The organism is Mesorhizobium sp. LNHC229A00, from assembly GCF_000502415.1.
Classification (GTDB): Bacteria; Pseudomonadota; Alphaproteobacteria; order Rhizobiales; family Rhizobiaceae; genus Mesorhizobium.
The window spans coordinates 25,989-43,984 of the sequence record NZ_AYWQ01000023.1 but is presented as its reverse complement, the minus strand read 5'-3'; the positions used below and the strand labels follow the sequence as shown (position 1 = coordinate 43,984).

Annotated in this window: 13 protein-coding genes and 6 pseudogenes; 4 read left to right on the top strand and 15 right to left on the bottom strand. The window is 60.4% G+C overall.

Going from position 1 to position 17,996, the window contains the following annotated elements:
- The first annotated feature begins 563 nt into the window (after positions 1–563).
- Positions 564–1,244, top strand: a complete 681-nt coding sequence (locus X742_RS143085) for an OmpW family protein (RefSeq protein ID WP_031248537.1) — start codon at positions 564–566, stop codon at positions 1,242–1,244.
- Positions 1,245–1,629: 385 nt separating this feature from the next.
- Positions 1,630–2,563, top strand: a pseudogene (locus X742_RS01000000170755) (IS110 family transposase); the annotation flags it as partial.
- Between the two features lie 14 nt (positions 2,564–2,577).
- Here the strand turns inward: X742_RS01000000170755 and X742_RS1000000176125 are convergent.
- A pseudogene (locus tag X742_RS1000000176125) lies at positions 2,578–2,724 on the bottom strand (IS110 family transposase); the annotation flags it as partial.
- Between the two features lie 542 nt (positions 2,725–3,266).
- Positions 3,267–3,485, bottom strand: coding sequence for a helix-turn-helix transcriptional regulator (locus tag X742_RS143090; RefSeq protein ID WP_023730016.1), 219 nt, complete (start codon positions 3,483–3,485; stop codon positions 3,267–3,269).
- 123 nt (positions 3,486–3,608) lie between these two features.
- Here X742_RS143090 and X742_RS143095 point away from each other — a divergent pair, with 123 nt between their 5' ends.
- Complete coding sequence (locus X742_RS143095) at positions 3,609–3,875, top strand: DUF2285 domain-containing protein (RefSeq protein WP_023774895.1); 267 nt, start codon at positions 3,609–3,611, stop codon at positions 3,873–3,875.
- A 585-nt stretch (positions 3,876–4,460) separates the two neighbouring features.
- Here the strand turns inward: X742_RS143095 and X742_RS1000000176120 are convergent.
- The 8 genes and pseudogenes from X742_RS1000000176120 to X742_RS1000000176115 form a co-directional block, all read right to left on the bottom strand.
- Positions 4,461–4,715 carry a hypothetical protein gene (locus X742_RS1000000176120; protein ID WP_051407757.1) on the bottom strand — a complete coding sequence of 85 codons (255 nt, stop codon included), beginning with the start codon at positions 4,713–4,715 and terminating at the stop codon, positions 4,461–4,463.
- A 381-nt stretch (positions 4,716–5,096) separates the two neighbouring features.
- On the bottom strand, positions 5,097–5,834 hold the full coding sequence (locus X742_RS143100) for an autoinducer binding domain-containing protein (RefSeq protein WP_032925043.1): 738 nt from the start codon (positions 5,832–5,834) through the stop codon (positions 5,097–5,099).
- Positions 5,835–6,136: 302 nt separating this feature from the next.
- Positions 6,137–6,400, bottom strand: coding sequence for a hypothetical protein (locus tag X742_RS1000000175010; RefSeq protein ID WP_198019257.1), 264 nt, complete (start codon positions 6,398–6,400; stop codon positions 6,137–6,139).
- 45 nt (positions 6,401–6,445) lie between these two features.
- Complete coding sequence (locus tag X742_RS143105) at positions 6,446–7,231, bottom strand: crotonase/enoyl-CoA hydratase family protein (protein ID WP_023774893.1); 786 nt, start codon at positions 7,229–7,231, stop codon at positions 6,446–6,448.
- Positions 7,228–8,088, bottom strand: a complete 861-nt coding sequence (locus X742_RS143110) for a hydroxymethylglutaryl-CoA lyase (RefSeq protein WP_023774892.1) — start codon at positions 8,086–8,088, stop codon at positions 7,228–7,230. The genes X742_RS143105 and X742_RS143110 overlap by 4 nt, the downstream gene beginning before the upstream one ends.
- 74 nt (positions 8,089–8,162) lie before the next feature.
- Positions 8,163–10,283 (bottom strand): acetate--CoA ligase, encoded by a 2,121-nt coding sequence (locus X742_RS143115; protein WP_023774891.1) that lies wholly within the window; start codon positions 10,281–10,283, stop codon positions 8,163–8,165.
- A 2-nt stretch (positions 10,284–10,285) separates the two neighbouring features.
- A complete protein-coding gene (locus X742_RS143120) occupies positions 10,286–11,059 on the bottom strand; it encodes an enoyl-CoA hydratase/isomerase family protein (protein ID WP_031248535.1) in 774 nt (257 codons plus the stop codon).
- A gap of 819 nt (positions 11,060–11,878) precedes the next feature.
- Positions 11,879–11,962, bottom strand: a pseudogene (locus X742_RS1000000176115) (IS6 family transposase); the annotation flags it as partial.
- A 7-nt stretch (positions 11,963–11,969) separates the two neighbouring features.
- Here X742_RS1000000176115 and X742_RS01000000170740 point away from each other — a divergent pair.
- Positions 11,970–12,405, top strand: a pseudogene (locus X742_RS01000000170740) (CoA-transferase); the annotation flags it as partial.
- Between the two features lie 126 nt (positions 12,406–12,531).
- Here the strand turns inward: X742_RS01000000170740 and X742_RS143125 are convergent.
- From X742_RS143125 to X742_RS01000000170725, 5 genes and pseudogenes are all read right to left on the bottom strand, one after another.
- On the bottom strand, positions 12,532–13,494 hold the full coding sequence (locus X742_RS143125) for a LysR family transcriptional regulator (protein ID WP_023774888.1): 963 nt from the start codon (positions 13,492–13,494) through the stop codon (positions 12,532–12,534).
- A 232-nt stretch (positions 13,495–13,726) separates the two neighbouring features.
- Positions 13,727–14,826: pseudogene (locus X742_RS01000000170735) on the bottom strand (NAD(P)-dependent oxidoreductase); the annotation flags it as partial.
- A gap of 164 nt (positions 14,827–14,990) precedes the next feature.
- Positions 14,991–16,092, bottom strand: a pseudogene (locus X742_RS01000000170730) (IS1380 family transposase); the annotation flags it as partial.
- Between the two features lie 123 nt (positions 16,093–16,215).
- The gene (locus X742_RS1000000176795) at positions 16,216–16,668 is read right to left on the bottom strand and encodes an FAD-binding oxidoreductase (protein ID WP_348524191.1); all 453 of its coding nucleotides are present in this window, start codon (positions 16,666–16,668) and stop codon (positions 16,216–16,218) included.
- Positions 16,668–17,564, bottom strand: coding sequence for an FAD-dependent oxidoreductase (locus tag X742_RS01000000170725; RefSeq protein ID WP_348524190.1), 897 nt, complete (start codon positions 17,562–17,564; stop codon positions 16,668–16,670). The genes X742_RS1000000176795 and X742_RS01000000170725 overlap by 1 nt, the downstream gene beginning before the upstream one ends.
- Positions 17,565–17,996 lie beyond the last annotated feature (432 nt).

The window sequence follows — 17,996 nt, the reverse complement described above, 5'->3', positions numbered from 1 at the left end:
CAGGCGGAGGGATGAGACCGCAAAGCAGTCTTTTGCGCGCCGACCGGTGGCCCAGGATGGAGCCATCGTAAACGCGTCATTCGATGATCGCCGCCGCGGAGTCCTCAGGCTGTGCCGCGCCCGACACCGGCGACGTAGTGGTCCTCGATCGCCCCGTCGCCGATGTCGGTCCGAAGCTCGGCCAGTTTCGCGGTGAGTTTCACTGCTTATTCCGCAGTGCCCACCGAGCTCGCACAGGAGGTTCTATCAGGCGGTCACGGCTGCGTTCGTTGTCGGACCTTCGACGATGGTCGGACATGAGACAAAGCGCCATCAGGGTGATCGCATTGTTATGAAATGATTTTCTCATTTGGCACGACACCTGCAGCGCAGACCGCAAAACGCGCTGCGGCACGGAAAGAGGAGAAATCATCCCATGATCATGCGCGCCGAACCTGCGGTCGCAGCCGCGAAGCAAACTGGGCATGAGCGCTCCGCCAATATCAAGCAATTCGAGCAAGATTTTTCGTAATTCAGTCCACATTTCTGAAGAGCAAGGAGAGAATATCATGGCGAGAAACCAAATGCGCGCGGCGCGGGGAGTAACAGCGGCCGTTGTCCTTATTGTGATGGGACAGCAGGCCGTCGCGGCGGACCTTGCGCAAGCGGCGAGCGTCCCGCAGGCGGGAGCCTCGGTCACGGAAGCGCCAAGCCCTTGGCAGCTCCGCCTGCGTGCGTTGGGGGTCGTCACTGAGGATTCGGGCTACGTCAATGCAGTGCCCGGCTCCGATCTTTCGTATTCGAACACCGTGACGCCGGAACTCGATATCTCCTATTTCTTCACGGACAACATCGCCGCCGAGCTCATACTCGGCACCACCTATGCAAACATCGGGGGCCAAGGTACGATCGGCGGGCTGGGCAATATCGGCAAGGTTTGGCTGCTGCCGCCTACGCTCACATTGCAGTATCATTTTACCGATTTCGGCGCGTTCAAGCCCTATGTCGGTGCCGGCGTGAACTACACGATCTTCTATAACCAGGGTGCCGGCAGTGCCGATGCTCTCAAGGTTAAGAATACGTTCGGCACCGCGCTGCAGGTCGGATTCGACTACATGGTGGATCAGCACTGGGGCGTCAACTTCGACGTGAAGAAGCTTTTCCTCAAGCCAGACTTCGACGTCACGGTCGACGGCGCGAAGCTGACGGGAAAGGCGGAGCTCGATCCCTGGTTGATAGGCGCAGGTGTCACCTACCGCTTCTGATGCGCAACGCGAAGGCGGGCTGCTGACAGCCGATCTGAAATGAAGGGCGCCTCGGGCGCCCTTTCCACGCCGACTCTGCACCGGCGGAGTCGACCCGGAACACTGGAGGGGTGGGGTATAACCCTTGGGCGGGGACGTGTCCGAATCGGAGGAACGTTTCTGATCAACTTTATGCGATAACCACCCAGCGCATAGCAGCCGATTGTCGGGGATACTTGAAAAAGCCGTTAGGAGTCGGCGTCCTCGCCTGCACCCGGCCAGGTACTTGCTTAGACGTTATGACCGTGGTCTGAGCGGCGGCCCGCCCTTAGTCTTTGCAGCTGTTAAGCAAACGGGGGTTGCTCGGGAGTGCCGAGCCGAGCCCCAAGCGAAGAAAGGACGGGCCATGGAGCAAGATAACGTTTTTTACGTCGGTGTCGATGTGTCGAAAGCCAAGCACGCAATTGCGGTTGCCGAGGGCGGACGGCATGGGGAGGTCCGGTATTTCGGCGAGATCGAGGCGAGGCCGGCGGCGGTCGAGCGCTTCGTGCGCAAGCTGGAGAAAAAGCATCCCCGCCTGCATTTCTGCTACGAAGCCGGCCCGACCGGCTACGGGCTTTACCGGCAGATCGTCGAGCTCGGTCAGCGCTGCGATGTCGTTGCGCCGTCGCTGATCCCCAAGCGCCCGGGCGAGCGCGTCAAGACGAACCGGCGCGATGCGGTCAGTCTGGCGCGGCTGCTGCGGGCGGGCGAACTGAAGGGAATCTGGGTTCCAGATGCGGTGCATGAAGCGGTGCGCGACATGGTGCGGGTGCGGTCCGCGGCGAGCGAGGATCTGCGCAAGAAGCGCCAGATGCTGCTTTCGTTCCTGCTGCGCCATGGCCGGGTCTTTACCGGTTGCAAGAACTGGACCCGGGCCCATGCCCGCTGGCTGGCGGCGCAAAAGTTCGACCATCCGGCCCAGCAGATCGTATTCCAGGACCAGGTCGACGTGATCACCGATGCGCAGGACCGGCTGGAGCGGCTGGATGCGCAGTTGGCTGAGCTGGTGCCGAGCTGGTCGATGGCGCCGGTGGTGGTGGCCTATCAGGCGCTGCGTGGTGTGTCCTTCATCGTCGCCGTCACCTTTGTCAGCGAAGTCGGCGATGTCCGCCGCTTCGACAATCCGCGGCAGTTGATGGCCTTTCTCGGCCTGGTGCCCTCGGAGCGCTCGACCGGCGACACAGTAAAGCGTGGCGGCCTGACGGCCCGCTACCGGCGCATGACGGCTGCCGGCAAGAAGAAACCCATCGTGATTTGCGGCGGTCGCGCGCGAGATGGCGGCGTTCCTGTGGGCCATCGGCCACCAGATCGCGCAAAGCCGGGTCTGCGCCCTCCAGGCGATCTCGCGCACGGCCTTCGGCAGGCCCTCGAGCCGGACCCGAATGGTCTCCGTCACCCTGGCCGGATAGCGATAGCTCCAGGCGCCCTCCACCAGGACGCGACGCGCCCGCCGGTTGCCGGCCAGCGTTGAAATGCAGCGCGCTTCTTCACCGAAGATCAGGATCCCGGCAAGCGTCCCCTTGGCGCGGGCGCCGCCGGATTGAGGGGCTCTGCCCGCGCCCGGATCTTCCGGCAAAAAACCGGGCAGCACGGCGACGGGATGTAGCCACGGTGGGGAACTCCCGTGCTAACTATGTGGCTGGGCATCAGCCCAACGCCCGATATTAGACAGGGATAGCCCAGGACGGATTACGGAAGTGCGGTAACCAACCCGCGGATAAGAGCTGGATCAACCGTCGTCTCAAGGCCCATCCCGTCTCCGTGCTGCCCCATCAACGAAGGGCAAACCTGTGGCAAAAGGCATAGGGCGAAAAAGTTCATCCATCATTCTTGACCACGGTCATAAGAGCTAGCCGCCGACAGGCTGCCCCGCGCCAGGGCGCGAAGCCGAACGGGCAAGATCGCTGAAGCCTGCCGAAGACGACCGGGCGCGGACAATGAGCAGCCGGCGCGCGCCGTCAGGCGCGCGGGCCCGTAGCAATTACTTGGAAGTCGGGTGGGTCACGCCTGTTTGTCGGGCCTAACCAGATCCGTGTGGCTGACGCCGAGGGCCAATGCCAGTTCATAGATCGTGATGATTGTCGGATTTCTTCGGCCTTTCTCCAAGCCGCTGATGTACTGCTGGCTGAACCCAGAAATCTCGGCAAGCTGCTCCTGCGTCAGACGCTTCCTTAGCCTGATCCTCTGCACATTACGTCCGACCAACCTGCGCATATCCATGCACGATAGCCAGCGGATTAGGCAGCTTGAGTTTATCAACTATAATATGTAATCCACATCGAGCGCCTAGATCCGCTGGCGGAGGAGCTTCGCGGAGGCCATTTTCCGGAGATATAACCAGCGATGTTACAGCCTAAATCGAACACGCCAATTGCCGACGAAGTGCACTGGTCGGACAACCTCACGGCTTACGATAAAGCGCATTTCACGACTTATATGCGGCTCCTTGACGCCTCCGCCGACGGTGCGAGCGAAGAAGAGATGGCCCACCTGATCCTCGGCATCGATCCAGCACGCGAACCGGAGCGCGCCAGGAAGACTCTTCGTAATCATCTCGACCGTGCGAACTGGATGGTCACAACTGGCTACAAGAAATTGTTCCCCGGCTGAACAATCACGCTGTGCGCTCAATTTGCCTTTCAACCAAGGAAATCCCTGTACTCGCTTCTATGAGCGCGTGCCGTCCTGGATGGCGCGGCGAACGCCTCCACGCAGATGATCGGCAGGATCTCACCGGCCGGCCTGAACCCGTGGCTCGCCGATCAGGGCTTCGGCATTTCCCGTTCCACCCCCGGCAAGCGAACCGTCGAGCGCCTGGAGGACGAGGCAGAGGCGACGGCCACGCGCTTGCGGTGGACACGGGGGGCTGGCAGTCGTCCGGGCGTAGCTAAAACTGATGATACACTCAAAGGCCCACAGGCGATTGGCTCAACTGCCAGGAGGGCAGATCGCGTCCATATGGCGACGCACGGATTGAGTAACACTCGTACTCGAACCCGGGAATTTGGACATGTCGGTCGGGGGCGTGGACACCAGACTACGGCCACATCACGCCTGAGAGAGTCCGCGAGACAGAAGCGCCCCAACGCGCCAGGTCGACGCGCGACGCGATGATGGTGTGGTCATCTTATCTCACCGCTCCGGCCGGTCGGCGGCGCTGCCTTCTGCCCAGCTCATGACCCGGGCCCGCCAGGATCACGCAACGACCCGACATCTCGCGGCCCTGCTGGCCACCTGCGCCCACAGCGCAGGCTCATGAAAACCGTCGTTTAGCCGAACGGCATCCACCGTCTCGTTGGAGCCGTTGAGATATCCGGCCACGCCGCGCGTTTTCCCGATCGTGTGGGTCCTCCGATCCGCGCGCGGCCGGCCGGCGCGGCGAAGGATGCGCTCCATGCACAGATGGGTGACAATTCGGCTGGCACAGCGCGACAGGCCGAACTCGATCATAGCTGCGAAGAGCGCGTAATTACCAACAGAACGCACCCGCTCCCTTCGAGGGGGGATGAGGTAACATCGAGCGCACGGCGGGTGCTTTCCCAGACGCTCGGTTCCTTGGGCGCCGTCTTTCCTTCCAACAGCACCGGAACGGTATTGCGAAGCATAGTCGGCCCGCTCGACATTCGTCCGTACATCCGTGAGCCGCTCCTTGAAAACGCGGTATCGCAGAGGTCATTGCATGTAATTCGTTGCCAAAGTCACCGTACCAATCAGACGCAATAAGTTGCATCATGATGCCGTCTACGAAGGAATGACCCTGCATTGGAGGCGAATGGCCAGCCGAAACAGCCTGTGCTCATGCTCAGGACGACCAAAGACGAATTCAGTTTCTCAGAGAATTGAAGATCGTGAGGAGGCTAGCAGGGCTATGGCCTGATCCTTGGTGTGCACGCCGAGCTTCTTCTTCGCATTGTCGAGGTGGAAATCGACGGTGCGCGGCTTGATGCCCAAGATGCAGCCGACAGCCCAGGCGGACTTGCCGCGCGCGGCCCATTGAAGGCATTCATATTCACGAGGTGTTAACGAAACCCCGTCCACTGTTCGATTGCCTGACAGCTTTCGACGAGCATAAATGTGAAAACATGTCGCCATGAGTTGGAGCGCCTGTTCGTATCGCTCAGCAACGCGCAGGAACGCGGAATTGGGCTTATCAGCGGCAAAGGTCATCGCTGCAACACAGCCTCTACGATCGATAATCGGGATCGTCAAACCGCAGCGGATGCTGAACTGGGCCGCCTCATCAAATAGCTTCTGTTGAGCCGGCGACATCTCAACGCCACGCAAATCCGATCCCCATGGAAACGGGCAGCCGCCACACCGCGCACGCATGATGACGGGATCGACTTTCTGATACTGGTTTTGCAGATAGTGCGCGGTCCAGGGAGGCGGATAATTCGAGATCAGCTTGGGCTCGCCACAAGATTGCAATGGCAACGACAGATAGGCAAAGGTGAGTAGATCAAGTGCTGCGGCCGCCCCAGCCATGGCATCCCGGAAATCTGTTTCATCGACACTCTCCGACAGCTTTTCCAGAAATGTCTCGAAGAGAAGCGGCATGTTCTTCGTCATTGTCCTGACTCAATCCCTCCATCCGTCTGCTGCGCGCCACCCTGACCTGGAGACTCCGCCATAAGCCGGCCGCATAACTGCTGCCGGTTTTGCAGGCAGTGGCCAGGCGCACCGTCTTTACAGAATGCCACGGCGCTTGCATGATCTTCGCACCGGTCGTCGCGAACCGCAGCTGCGCTGGACTGTTCGAACGGCCATCTCCGAGAAGCTGCAGCATCTTCCCAACGCAATAGTGCAATCAGAGAGTCTTCTTGGGGCGAAATGAAATCATCGCCGCCCCCGCATCATGCAATCGTGAGAAGTCATCCTGCGCCACCACAACACGATCGAGATCGCCCGCCTGGCCGCAGCAATTGGCGTGGATTCACTTGAAGCGCCATGAGCAATCTTCCAACATGGGGGTCGATTTCGCCAATGTCAGCTTCTTCGTCGGCGGACCACCGGAGGCCTATGTGCGTGGCGAAACGGTGTTGCAAATCGTCTTCTTCCATGTCGGAGACATCGAGCGACCGGGCAGGGTTACCAATGTCGCGGCCCGACGGGACGTGCGAGAAATAATCTTTCATTCATCGCTCCTGCCTGTTCACGCGACGAACGGCTCCCAGCCAGCCTCACGCCTGCCAACGCGGCTTGCGGCGATCAAAGAAGGCTGCGATTCCTTCGGCGGCGTCGGTCGATTCCCACGCATCGGCCAGCATAGCGACCGTCTCGCCGATCACCGCGTGGTCGATGGCGGGCCCGAGTTGGCGCGCAAGCGCCTTAGCGGCGGCGACGGCCTGCGGCGAGGCCGAGCGATAGGGGCGGACCTCGGCCTCGACCGCCGCCTCTAGGTCCGCCGGCGACACGGCGTTGGAAAGCAGTCCGAGTTCGCGGGCTTCATTGGCGTCGAATATCCTGGCTGACATGAAGACCCGCCGCGCCCGGCCCTCACCCATCCGAGCCAGAACATAGGGAGAGATCGTCGCGGGGATGAGGCCCAGACTCACCTCGGTGAAGCCGAACCTCGCCGTATCGACGGCGACCGCGACGTCGCAGACGCTCATCAGGCCTAGACCGCCGCCGAATGCTTGGCCGTTGATGCGGCCGATCAGCGGCTTGGGTAGTTCGTTGAGCGCGCGCAGAGCCAGCGCCAGCTTCCTGGCCTCGGCGACTCGCTCGTCACGCGCGGCGGAGGCCTGCGCCCGCATCCAGGCGAGATCGGCACCGGCACAGAAGCTGTCCCCCTCGCCCGTCAGCACCACCGCTCGCACCTTGTCGTCATTGGCGAGTAGTTCGGCGGCGGCCGCAAGTTCGGCGATCATCTGTCCCGACATGGCGTTGTGCTTGTCCGGGCGGGCGAGGGTTAACGTAGAGACGCCGATCTCGTGAGTCGTGACACGGATGGTCTCGAAGTTCATGGCCGCTCCTCTCTCAGACTGTCCGCGAAGCGGGCCGCCGCCGCCAGTCGCTCAATATGGAGACCCGTCTCATAGCCCTTGTCGGCTAGCATTGCGGCGACGGCGAGGGTGTTCACATTGCCCTTCGCACCAGGGGCGAAAGGGCAGCCACCAAGTCCACCGACCGCGGCGTCGAAGGTGCACAGGCCCTTCTCCAGGCTTACCAGGATGTTATCGAGGGCGCGGCCCCCCGTATCATGGTAATGTCCAGCAAGCCTCCCGGCGGGCACCTCTTCCAACACGGCATCGAGCATGGCCGAGATGGTTGCGGGCGTCCCTTGGCCGATCGTGTCGCCCAGCGAAATCTCATAGCAGCCCATCGCAAGGAGTTCGGCCGCAACCCTCATGGCGGCAGCCGGTGATACCGGCCCTTCGTAAGGACAATCGGTTACGCAGGAGACATAGCCCCGCACCGGAGTGCCGTCGGCGGAAGCCGCAGCGAGCACGGGGCGGAACCGCTCGAGGCTCTCGGCAAGCGAGCAGTTAATGTTCTTATGGCTGAAGGTTTCGGAGGCCGACGCGAACACGGCGATCTCGTCAGTGTTGGCCGCCCGCGCCGCCTCGTAGCCCTTCAAGTTGGGGACCAGCACCGCGTAGACGATGCCGGGCGCACGGCGAATACCGGCCATAACCTCGGCCGCATCGGCCATCTGCGGCACCCACCTCGGCGACACGAAGGAGGTTGCCTCGATCTTCTGCAAGCCGCAGTCCGATAGCATGTCAATAAGTCGAATCTTTTCAGCAGCCGGCACGAGGCTCCCCTCGTTTTGGAGCCCGTCGCGTGCCGACATCTCGAAAATGCGAACGAATTCGCCCATCGGCTAGGCCTTTAGCTGAAAATAAGCGATTTGAGCATCGACAACCAAAGGATCGCCTGCGTGCACGGCGGCTATTATTTTCCGACCAACCTCACATCGACCGGATAGATACCGCTTTCGTTCGCGATAATCGGGTTGATGTCGAGCTCAGCAAGATTTTCCATTCTCAAGACCGCCATAGACAAGGACGAGATGAAATTGGCGAGAGATCGCTTGTCGACTCTCGGAAAGAGCCTGAAACCGTCGAGGATCTTCGCAACGCGCGTTTCCTCAATCATATTCAAGGCTTCTTCGGGAGAGACCGGTGCCGCGCGGAAAGTGACGTCTTCGGCCGCCTCGACCAGCACGCCCCCTGAGCCGAACAAGATCACCGGACCGAAAACAGGATCGTTGGTAGCGCCCACAAATAATTCCGTGCCGCGATCCACCATCGGCGTGACGATGAACCCGAAGGTTGTTCCCGGACCGGCGTGTGATTTCACGGCCTTTGTGATATCGGCGGCTGCAGCCTGCGCCGCCTCTCTCGTCACTCCGAGACGCACCCCGCCTACGTCGGACTTATGGCTGACCGCCGCCGAGTCAACCTTCACCGCACAAGAGGTTGCGAACGCGGAAACTGCCGCCTCTACGGATTCGGCATCGACAGCAGCCGACCATTGACCAGCGTTCACACCCAATTTCTGCAATATCTCGCGAGCCGTCGTCTCTGCCGACAAGCCGTTGGGCACGACCACGCGCTGCCCCTCGGTTGCCAATGTTGCGTTGTGACAAACGTGCTTTGAAAGCCAGCTCGCTCTCTCAAAAAGTGCTCTCGAACCTACGACGGCCAAATCTAACGAGGCAAAAACTTGCATGCCACCATTTCGCAAGATCTGGTGGTTTTCAGGCATTCGGCTGGCGTAGCAACTATGGAAAACGAGAGGAAGGCCGGAGGCTTTTTGCAATGCAACGATACGCTCGGCGGCCGAATTCTCAGCAGTCACGAGAGAAGCTTCGAACCTTAAGTGGTACGCTCCAAACATCCCGGATGTCAGGATGAGCCCTACCTCTGGGTCTGCCGCCAAGATCTCAATGCATTCCGGAAAGACATCCGGATGGGCATCTATGGCGCTGTAAACGTCGATCGGATTTTCGACACTGGCTTCCTCCCCGAGCACCTTTCTCAACTTCGCTTTGGTTTCCCCAGAAAGAGATACAAGGGGTACCCCCGCGCGGGATAGAGCATCAACTGCCAGCGTGGCATGTCCACCTCCGTCAGCCAGAACCACAATCCCAACCCCTGGTCTGGGAAGGGGAGTGGTTGCCAGAAGCGCAGCTATCGGAAGCAATTCGTCCGAACGATCCACCAGCGTAACACCCATCTGCGGCAGCACTCTCAAAGCGATATCGTCGGCACCAGCAATAGAACCAGTATGAGAAAGCGCCGCCTTTCCACCTTCGTGGGATCGCACTCCTCGGAGCATTACGATCGGGCAACTCTGCGCGACGCGTGCGGCCGAATTCAGAAAACGCCGCCCATCAATGAAACCTTCATTGTAGATCGCAATTGAATGAGTGCTCTTGCGTAGACAAAGCTCTTCGATCAGTTCGTCATATCCAACATCAGCCTGGTTCCCTAAACCAGCAATGACATCGAAGCCGGGACCGTTTATCGCGCGGCTGTCTTCGAGTACCGTCAAAATCATGTTGCCGCTTTGCGTTAAGACGCTAATGGGTCCCTTTGGGGGCAGTTCCGGCAGGCCGATTAGGTCCGCCTGTATGGTACAGTTCACCATGCCGGACGTGTTCGGCCCAATAATGCGGACCCCGCTTTCTGCTAGGACGTCACGCAATCTCTTTTCTGTGCTTGCCGCTTGGTCTCCCCGCTCGCCAAAGCCGTGTGCGACAACAATGGCACCCGCGATGCCCTTTTTGCCGCACTGGAGAAGAAGATCTGGCACCTCCTCAGCGGGCCGAACTATCACTGCAATGTCAACGCCCTCCGGAAGGGCATCAATTTCGGTGACTACGGGCAAACCGAGGATCGTCCCTCCCTTCGGGTTGACCGGAAGGATTGAATAGCTGTAGCCGGCCTTCTGCAGCGCGTTGATGATCTGATATCCGCGCTTGGAGGGACTTGCAGATGCGCCAACGACCGCGACGGAACGCGGCTCAAGTATGCGGCTTACCGCTGTTGCCTTGTTAAGGGCGTCCATTCTTATTTTCCTTCAAACTTGGGGGAGCGGCGTTCGGCAAAAGCTGCGACTCCCTCAGCCCAATCCTTCGTTTCCATGATCGCCAGCACGTCTTCGGCCTCGGCATGGAATAGGCTTTCGGGGCTCTTCGGGAAATTGATCGCCTCCTTAAGGCGGCCCATCGGTAACGGCGCGTTCTTTACGAGTCGCTCCACCAGCGCGCTGGTACGCTCCGCCAACTGATCCGCTGGCGGAGCCTCGGTTGCCAGACCGATCTCCAAGCATTTCGCGCCGGTTACCCTGTCGCCCAGCAGCAAGAGACTTGCCGCATTTCTTAACCCAATAAGCCTAGGGAGCCGGACCGTTACGCCTCCCCCCACATAAGTGCCGATGGCAACTTCCGGAAACCCGAGCTGGGCATCCTCGGATATGATCAGAAAATCAGCAGAGGTCGCGATTTCCGCTCCGCCCCCGACGGCATAACCATGCACTTGGGCGATAACGGGCGTCTTCATCGTCTGGATCTGTTCGCAAACGCGCTGCCCGAGCATGATATAGGCCTCGCGCTGATCGCGCGTCCGGAAGCCAGATCTGTGGGCCTTTAGATCGGCACCCGCACAGAATGCCCGACCGTTTCCGGAAAGGACCACACAGCGTATATTTGGGTTTTCATCTGCAGACTTCAGCGCATCCAACGTTTGTTGATAAAGGTCTTCGTTGACGGCATTCATGCGCTCTGGCCGGTTGAAGATAATGTGAAACGCTTGATTTTCTTGCTTCGTAACAACTTCGTTCATGGATATTCTCTTTGCGGCTGATCCTCACAGTGTCGCCAAAAAATATTGCGCGTCTAACATTTTTTGAACATAGATTGATCGTGCCAGCGCAATAATCGGTAGGCACTCCGGACATTCGTTGCTGGCGCGGATCGCGGGGGCCAAGGTGCACTGCTGGTTTGCATGACCGTCGTGTCCAGCCTTGAATTGATGGTCGACGGCAGGTCGCGCGCAAAGATCCGGACCGTGACGCCGACAAATACAATATCGAAATGTCGGTCGCGAGCTTGGTGCCGGGGGTAAAGCAGTTTGGGTTCTCATCCTTCCATGAAGGGGGTCATGAACGAAAATCCGGCGATGTGATCGCCTTCGTGCCACCAGCCGATGAGTGATGTTCAAAGACCGGGCCGCGGCCCTGTGTCGCCTCGCCCCAGAATTGCAACCAGCACGCAGATACCTGACCAGCCAGGTTTATTAGTGTCCTTTTTCGATCAATCTATGCCCAAATAATGTTGGACGCAGTGCTGTAGTACGCGTCATTGATTCCAATCGTGAGAACGAGCCTCACCCGCGGATTGGACGCGATAATGCATTCCGGAAAGATCAGAGATAGCTCTCCGGGGATTAATGGCATGGAGCCCGTCTTATCTACCATCCGGTTGGTGACCTTTCGGTACGCAAAGCAACAGCCTGTCGCCGTGGTCCGTCGTCACGCGACCGAGACCCACGCGCGGCGCGCCCTGCCGGTGTCCTCCCCATCGGCAGGGCGCTATGTCCAAGCGCTGGACCGAGCGTTTGCGGAGCTTCCGTGTGAGGGGTTCAAGAGGAGGAGGTATATCCAGATGGCATGCGTTTCGCCGCTCCGTAGGAGCGCAATTTGTCCATGATCATACGCTCTGGCAGCAGACCTTGCTTCTTCAGAAGTCAACACGCCGACCTCATCAATGCCGGCAAACAGACGGTGACGGCACTGCCGCATTCGGCCTTCTCCGACTCGTCGCAAAGCTTCGCAATGATCCGCGGCGGGAAAATCGCCATGGCTATCCTCGGCGCGATGGAAGTTTCGGAGAGCGGTGACCTCGCCAACTGGATGATCCCCGACAAGCTGGTCAAGGGCATGGGTGGCGCAATGGATCTGGTGGCCGGCGTAAAGCGGGTGGTGGTCGTCATGGACCATACCAACAAGGCAGGGGAGTCGAAGGTGCTAAAGGCCTGCACGCTGCCGCTGACGGGCCAAGGCGTGGTCGATCGGATCATCACCAACCTTGGCGTGCTCGACGTCGTCGAAGGCGGAGCTCGTTGAACTTGCCGACGGCATCACTGACAGCGAGCTGCGCAGCGCAACCGAAGCAACGATTGTTGACTGATCTACCACGGCCTTTTAGACGTTACCGAGCCTCGGAAGTGCTACCCCGAGCACTCCATCCATCGGACAGCGATCAAGGCCGGACTCTTCCGAAATCTGCAATAGAGGGTGCGCTTTCGCCAGTTTCCTATTTCTTTTTCGTCGGATCAGGTTTCGGATTATTGATCCATCTGGCTCCGGTCGGAATTCTGAATTCCTGCTTTGCTCCCTGCCGCAGCATTTCCATGAGAATTCCGGCAGCCGGAGGCATAGGTGTCTGTGGATCGTGGATAAGATAGATCTCGCGTTCGACTACCGGATCCACCAACTCTTTTTCGGCAAATTCACAAAACTGCATCATGGGCAGGACAAGGCTAGGCACGGCGGATACGCCTAGATCGGCGGATACGAGGCCCGCAACCGCGCCGACGTCACGAACCTCTGTGACGGTTCCGAGTTGAATTTCGGCAATTTGCAAAGCGCGATCGACACAAGTGCGAATGCTGCTCAAGGGATCGAAAGCGACGAAGTCCTCCCCAGCCAAGTCGTTCCAGGACACTGTTTCCACGTCCGCAAATCTGTGAGATTTCGAGCAGATGCAGATCAGTGTATCCGCCACGATCCGTTCGCAGACCAGCCGTCCTTTCGCCTTTGGAAAGGAAGTGATGCCAAAATCGACTTGTCCGTTGGATACGTAATTAACAACCTCCTCCGCAAAACCGTCCTTTACCGAGATTCTAACGTTGGGCCTGGCTTTCCGGAATTCGGAAATGACCGTTGGCAGTATGGTGGACGCGACCGACGATAGTGCCGCCAGGCTCACGACCCCATTCAGTCCGCTATGGTAAAGCTGGAACCGTGACATCGCGCTGTCGAATTCCTCAAGGACACGGCGCGCGTTCATCAAAAGCTGTTCGCCGGATGCTGTGACAACGACCCGCCTTGTGGTGCGCTCGAATAGGCGGGTGTCCAGTTCCTCCTCAATCTCCACAATTGTTCGGCTTAAAGCCGACTGCGAGATGTTCAGAAACTGGGCTGCAGCGGTATACCCGCCCCGCTCCGCGATCGCGACGAACGCACGCAAGTGCCTGAGAGTGATATTATTCCTCATTCGCGATCGATCTTTACTTAAATCATGTTGGACGCGCAATAGTGTGTGACGAATACATCGGTGTCAGCGTACGCGCGAAGCTGAGGCCGTTCAGTGCTGGCAATTCCCCGCGGGTCACTTCAAATTCCTCCCCGTCAGGGTGACCTCTTAATCTTCTGGGCCGTCAAGCTCTACTCGACATCTGCCCTGTCCTCAAAACCGCCCGACGATGGAGGGGGTCGTCGCCCCATGGGAGATAGCCTGGTGGCACGATGCCTTTCGCATTCGTCGCTGATTTGCGGCAGATGACATCGAACAGCTGGTCGACGGCCTGCTTGGCGCCGGCGAAGCGCGAAGGATGGCCCGTATCGGCCGCTGCGTGCGGCAGAAGTTCAAGCCTGGCGCCATGCCTTCGACGAGGTCGAGGTAAGGCAGCGTCGGGCCGGAAAGATGGCCGGTCGAGGCATCCCTGAACAGGTCGGCATCGATGGCGGCGTGGCGCACCTGCCCCGTATTCAGGGCGTCGCCAGTGCAGCAACGTCGACAAGCTCGCCGCGATCTTAATTGACCAGCACCGCGCCCTTGTTCATGCGGGATAGGACGTCCGCGGCGATGAGCCCGGCATTGGCATAGCGGCCGGTTTGCGCGTCCTGCTTGCCCAGGCCGACATGGACGCTCAGCACATCGGCACCATCAGCCGCGTCGACGAGGGCAGGCGCAAAGACAAAGCCCTCGGCTTCTATCCAGTGCCGAGGACGTGCGTGGATCACGACGCGCATATATTGCCGTAGCCGATGATCGTGATCGTCTTGCCTTCGAGCTTTTCGGTCGGGAAAACACGCAGCTCCCTCCGGTGTCGAAAGCGCCACGCGCCACCCGCTCATGAAGCCTGTCGACCAGGAGATCCGGCAGCACTTTGAGGATCGCGTTCATCACCATCTGCGCCGTGGCTCGGCTGTTGAGGCCGGGCGTATTCATCAGGACTGCCGTGCCGCCCTCGCCGCTGCCACCACCCCACGAGCGTGATCCCAAATTGCCGGTGCCGACACCAATCCATACGCCGGCCAGCGGAAAGACGGTTTCGGCGGGCAGAAAGGTCGCAGCCGCGATGACGGCGTCATAGCGCCCGTCGCCGGCGGCATCGATCAGCTCATCCCGGGGGCTGAGGTCCGGCTGAGGAAGTGCACTCGGCCGTGCTCAAGACCTGCTTTGTCGCCAAGTGCAGCGGCGTGGAAGCGACCGCCCCTTGGCTTCGATATGGGCGCGCACTTCACTCGGATCTGGCTTGCCGTCGGGTCCGAAGCGCAGTCCGACCAGATCGCAGATCAACACAGCGTAGACGCTTTGCGGATCGATCGGCTCCACGAACTCCGTGCTGGTGTTTGCGGTCATGTCGTTTCCCTCATGCAAGAGCGGCAAGACCTGGCTGCGGCAGCCCAGAACAATCAGAACCTATCAGCCCGGAAAGCCGTCAGATCGATCACCGGGGGCAGACCAACGGCAAGCTGCGACACGATCGCAATCGGTGAGCGGCAGCTGGTGCGGTCGGAGGCGAGCTGGCTCTTGTGCCTCTTGATCAGGTTTTCGGCCTGGCCGCGGGCGCAGTAGATCACATCGTGGACATGCTCGGCGGAGCCTTTGTCGAGATTGGTGACGACGAAGCGGATGTCGAGGCCGAGGATGGTTGCCTCGATGCGGGCGCAGGCGCGGCGTTCCGTCTTCCAGGATTTCGCCTTGTATCGGGTCTCGGCATAGCCGCGCAGCACCGGCTTCTGCTCGAGCGCGCGGCGGGTGCGGATATCGTCGGCGGCTTAATCGACGAGACGCTGGAGAACCTTGTTGCCGGGCAATCCGAAGGTAGTCGACCGCGTTGTCCTCGCACCATGCCATGACTTGCGCCCGGCCATAGTGGCCATCGCCGCGGATCAGAATGCGGGTGGTCGGCCAGCGGGCGCGGATGCGCCGGACAAGCCGGCGAGATGCCCGCGGATCTCCTTGCCCGCCGGGGTCCTGCCAGGACGCAGGATCATGGCGACCGGGCGTCCTGTCGCGGCGTCGTAGATGTGGATCGGCAGGAAGCAACGCTCGTCGTAATGGGCGTTGAACAGCGAGAGCTGCTGATGGCCGCGAACGACATCCACCGTGTCGTCGATGTCGAGCGTGACGCTTTTGGGTGGCGCGGCATAGCTCGACAGCCACAGATCGACCAGCACCCAGCCGAGCCGGATGACGGTGCGCAGGTCGGGCAGGTTCTCCAGGCGCGAGCAGGTCGGCTGCGAGCACAGATCAATCCCGCTGTCGGGCAGCCGCCCGCAGGCGAGCTTGAAGGCCGGGTCGGTGCGCAGCTGGTCGAGATCGTTGGCATCCTCGTAGCCGCATGCGATCGCAAAGATGCGGGCGCGCACAATGTCGGCCATGGCGTGCGTCACCCGCGCTGGATCGCGCGGATCGTGAATAGCGGCGGCCAGCCTGTCGGCCAGCCAGTTGCAGGCGTCGCTCGGCCGCTGCCAAAAGCATGACGCCACCATCCGAGGTGATGCGTCCGCCGTCAAACGCAGCTGTGATCTTCTTGCGTCCAACGGCTGGAAATGAGAGCGGCAGCAACGTATCGTCGGTCATGTCATGGCAGGTGTGGCTCGCGAGAGGCGGCGGCAGGGTTGGCTTCGACAACCGAATCCTACGCCAAATCAATCGCTTAGGCTACATCCGTCAACCTAGACGCAACGTCGTGCATAAGACGGGCTAGAGGCTGGGTCCCAGCTCGATCGGGCTGCCGTCGCTGAACCGGGATTGGCGGAACCTGTGAAGATCATGCCCTGTCTCGTTGCCCTGGACGAGGTCGGACACGACGCGGCCCATGCCGGGTCCGATGCCGAAGCCGTGACCACTCGTCCCGGTGGCGATAACGAGGCCCGGAATCTCGACGGCACGATCAACGATGGGCACGACATCCGGCATCGCATCAATCATGCCCGCCCAGCTCGCCTTGATCGGCACTGTCTTGAATTGCGGGAAAAGTGCGGTGAATTCGCGGTCGATATCGCGTAGCGCCGAGGCTTTGGCGGCGGGATTGAGGATGCGCATCCGTTCGAACGGGCTCTCCTCGTCCGCGTTCCACCTGCGTTGGGTCGACCAGCTGTCCGGAAACCCTCGCGGCGCCGCCGGCAAATAGTGGGTGCCAAAAGGATTGGCCATCAGGGCGGGAACAAATTTGGTCGCGTGACGAAACGCGTCAGGCCCGACATACAGCTGATTGGAGCCTCCCGATGCCAGCGTGTAACCGCCATCCTGCCGGCGCCGGAATGCGATATGGTCGTCGGCGACTGCACCCGCATGGATTTCGGGCATGGGTCTCCGGTCGCGGCGACGGTCGCCCTGACGCTGAGCTGCGGGATGGAGACGCCGTGGGCGCGCAGGAAGAGCGACGTCCACGCACCACTGGCGACGACAGCGTTCGAGGTGGCGATACGGCCCTGCTCGGTCCAGACGCCGCTGATGCGTCCGGCCGATATGTCGAGCGTACGCGCCGCACAATTCTCGATGATCGTGACGCCCTGCCGGGCGGCCAGGCGGGCAAGTGCTGGCACCGCGACCCAGGGCTCGGCGCGCATGTCCGATGGCGTGGTCATCGCGCCCTTGAAAGAGCGCGACATGGCCGGGATCAGCCTGGCTGTCTCGCCTTGGTCAAGGAGACGCGTGTCGACGCCATGCATCTCGGCGATCTTCAGGAACTTCGCGAAGCCGGCCATCTCCTTGTCCGTTCGCGCCAGATAGGTGACGCCCGTCTGCTTCAACCCGATGTCCTGGCCGCACTCTTCGGCCAGTTGACGCCAGAGGCGTTGTGCTTCGATCACGATCGGCAGTTCAGCGGCATCGCGACCCTGCTGCCGGATCCAGCCCCAGTTCCGCGACGATTGCTCGCCGGCGATGCGCCCCTTTTCCAGCAATGTCACCGAAATGTTCCGCCGCGCCAGGAACAAAGCCGTGGTCACGCCGGTGACGCCACCACCGATGACCACAACCTCCGAAGCCTTCGGCAACGGCGCCTGAAACTGGATTGGCATGGCTTCGGTGAACGGAAAATTTGTCAAAGAAGACTATCCTCTTGGTATTTCCACGGCGGTATCCGGCCCTCGCTGCCGGGCTTGGCCGCTTCCATGGGAATGTCGGCGATGCGTGACAGAACTGACAGTCGGTCGGAGCCGGGACGTGTTTGCGACGGCGCAATTTTGTGCGGTTTCCGACATCGCCAACTGTCGGTCGCTGAACTGGTCGCGCCTGTGGCGGATGCAGCTCGCCCCGTAGAGCTCGTTTCGCATCGTCACCGGCTGATCCAACTAGTTGGCATAACGCTTGCTCTTTGAACTGCGAGCATAGTCGTTACGGTTTTCACCAGGAGCTCGATAACATGGCCGAATACGTAGGACTGGAGTTAGCGGAGCATTGCGGAGATTGGGCGAGGGGTGCGTTCATCGGTGGATCCAACCGTCATATCTCGGTTTACCGCCGAACAAGATCGCCGA

Excerpts from the sequence above, each read along its gene's own strand:
- X742_RS143085 (WP_031248537.1), top strand. The coding sequence starts at position 564 with ATGCGCGCGGCGCGGGGAGTAACAGCGGCCGTTGTCCTTATTGTGATG.
- X742_RS143090 (WP_023730016.1), bottom strand. The coding sequence starts at position 3,485 with ATGGATATGCGCAGGTTGGTCGGACGTAATGTGCAGAGGATCAGGCTA.
- X742_RS143095 (WP_023774895.1), top strand. The coding sequence starts at position 3,609 with ATGTTACAGCCTAAATCGAACACGCCAATTGCCGACGAAGTGCACTGG.
- X742_RS1000000176120 (WP_051407757.1), bottom strand. The coding sequence starts at position 4,715 with ATGATCGAGTTCGGCCTGTCGCGCTGTGCCAGCCGAATTGTCACCCAT.
- X742_RS143100 (WP_032925043.1), bottom strand. The coding sequence starts at position 5,834 with ATGACGAAGAACATGCCGCTTCTCTTCGAGACATTTCTGGAAAAGCTG.
- X742_RS1000000175010 (WP_198019257.1), bottom strand. The coding sequence starts at position 6,400 with ATGAAAGATTATTTCTCGCACGTCCCGTCGGGCCGCGACATTGGTAAC.
- X742_RS143105 (WP_023774893.1), bottom strand. The coding sequence starts at position 7,231 with ATGAACTTCGAGACCATCCGTGTCACGACTCACGAGATCGGCGTCTCT.
- X742_RS143110 (WP_023774892.1), bottom strand. The coding sequence starts at position 8,088 with ATGGGCGAATTCGTTCGCATTTTCGAGATGTCGGCACGCGACGGGCTC.
- X742_RS143115 (WP_023774891.1), bottom strand. The coding sequence starts at position 10,283 with ATGGACGCCCTTAACAAGGCAACAGCGGTAAGCCGCATACTTGAGCCG.
- X742_RS143120 (WP_031248535.1), bottom strand. The coding sequence starts at position 11,059 with ATGAACGAAGTTGTTACGAAGCAAGAAAATCAAGCGTTTCACATTATC.
- X742_RS143125 (WP_023774888.1), bottom strand. The coding sequence starts at position 13,494 with ATGAGGAATAATATCACTCTCAGGCACTTGCGTGCGTTCGTCGCGATC.
- X742_RS1000000176795 (WP_348524191.1), bottom strand. The coding sequence starts at position 16,668 with ATGGCCAATCCTTTTGGCACCCACTATTTGCCGGCGGCGCCGCGAGGG.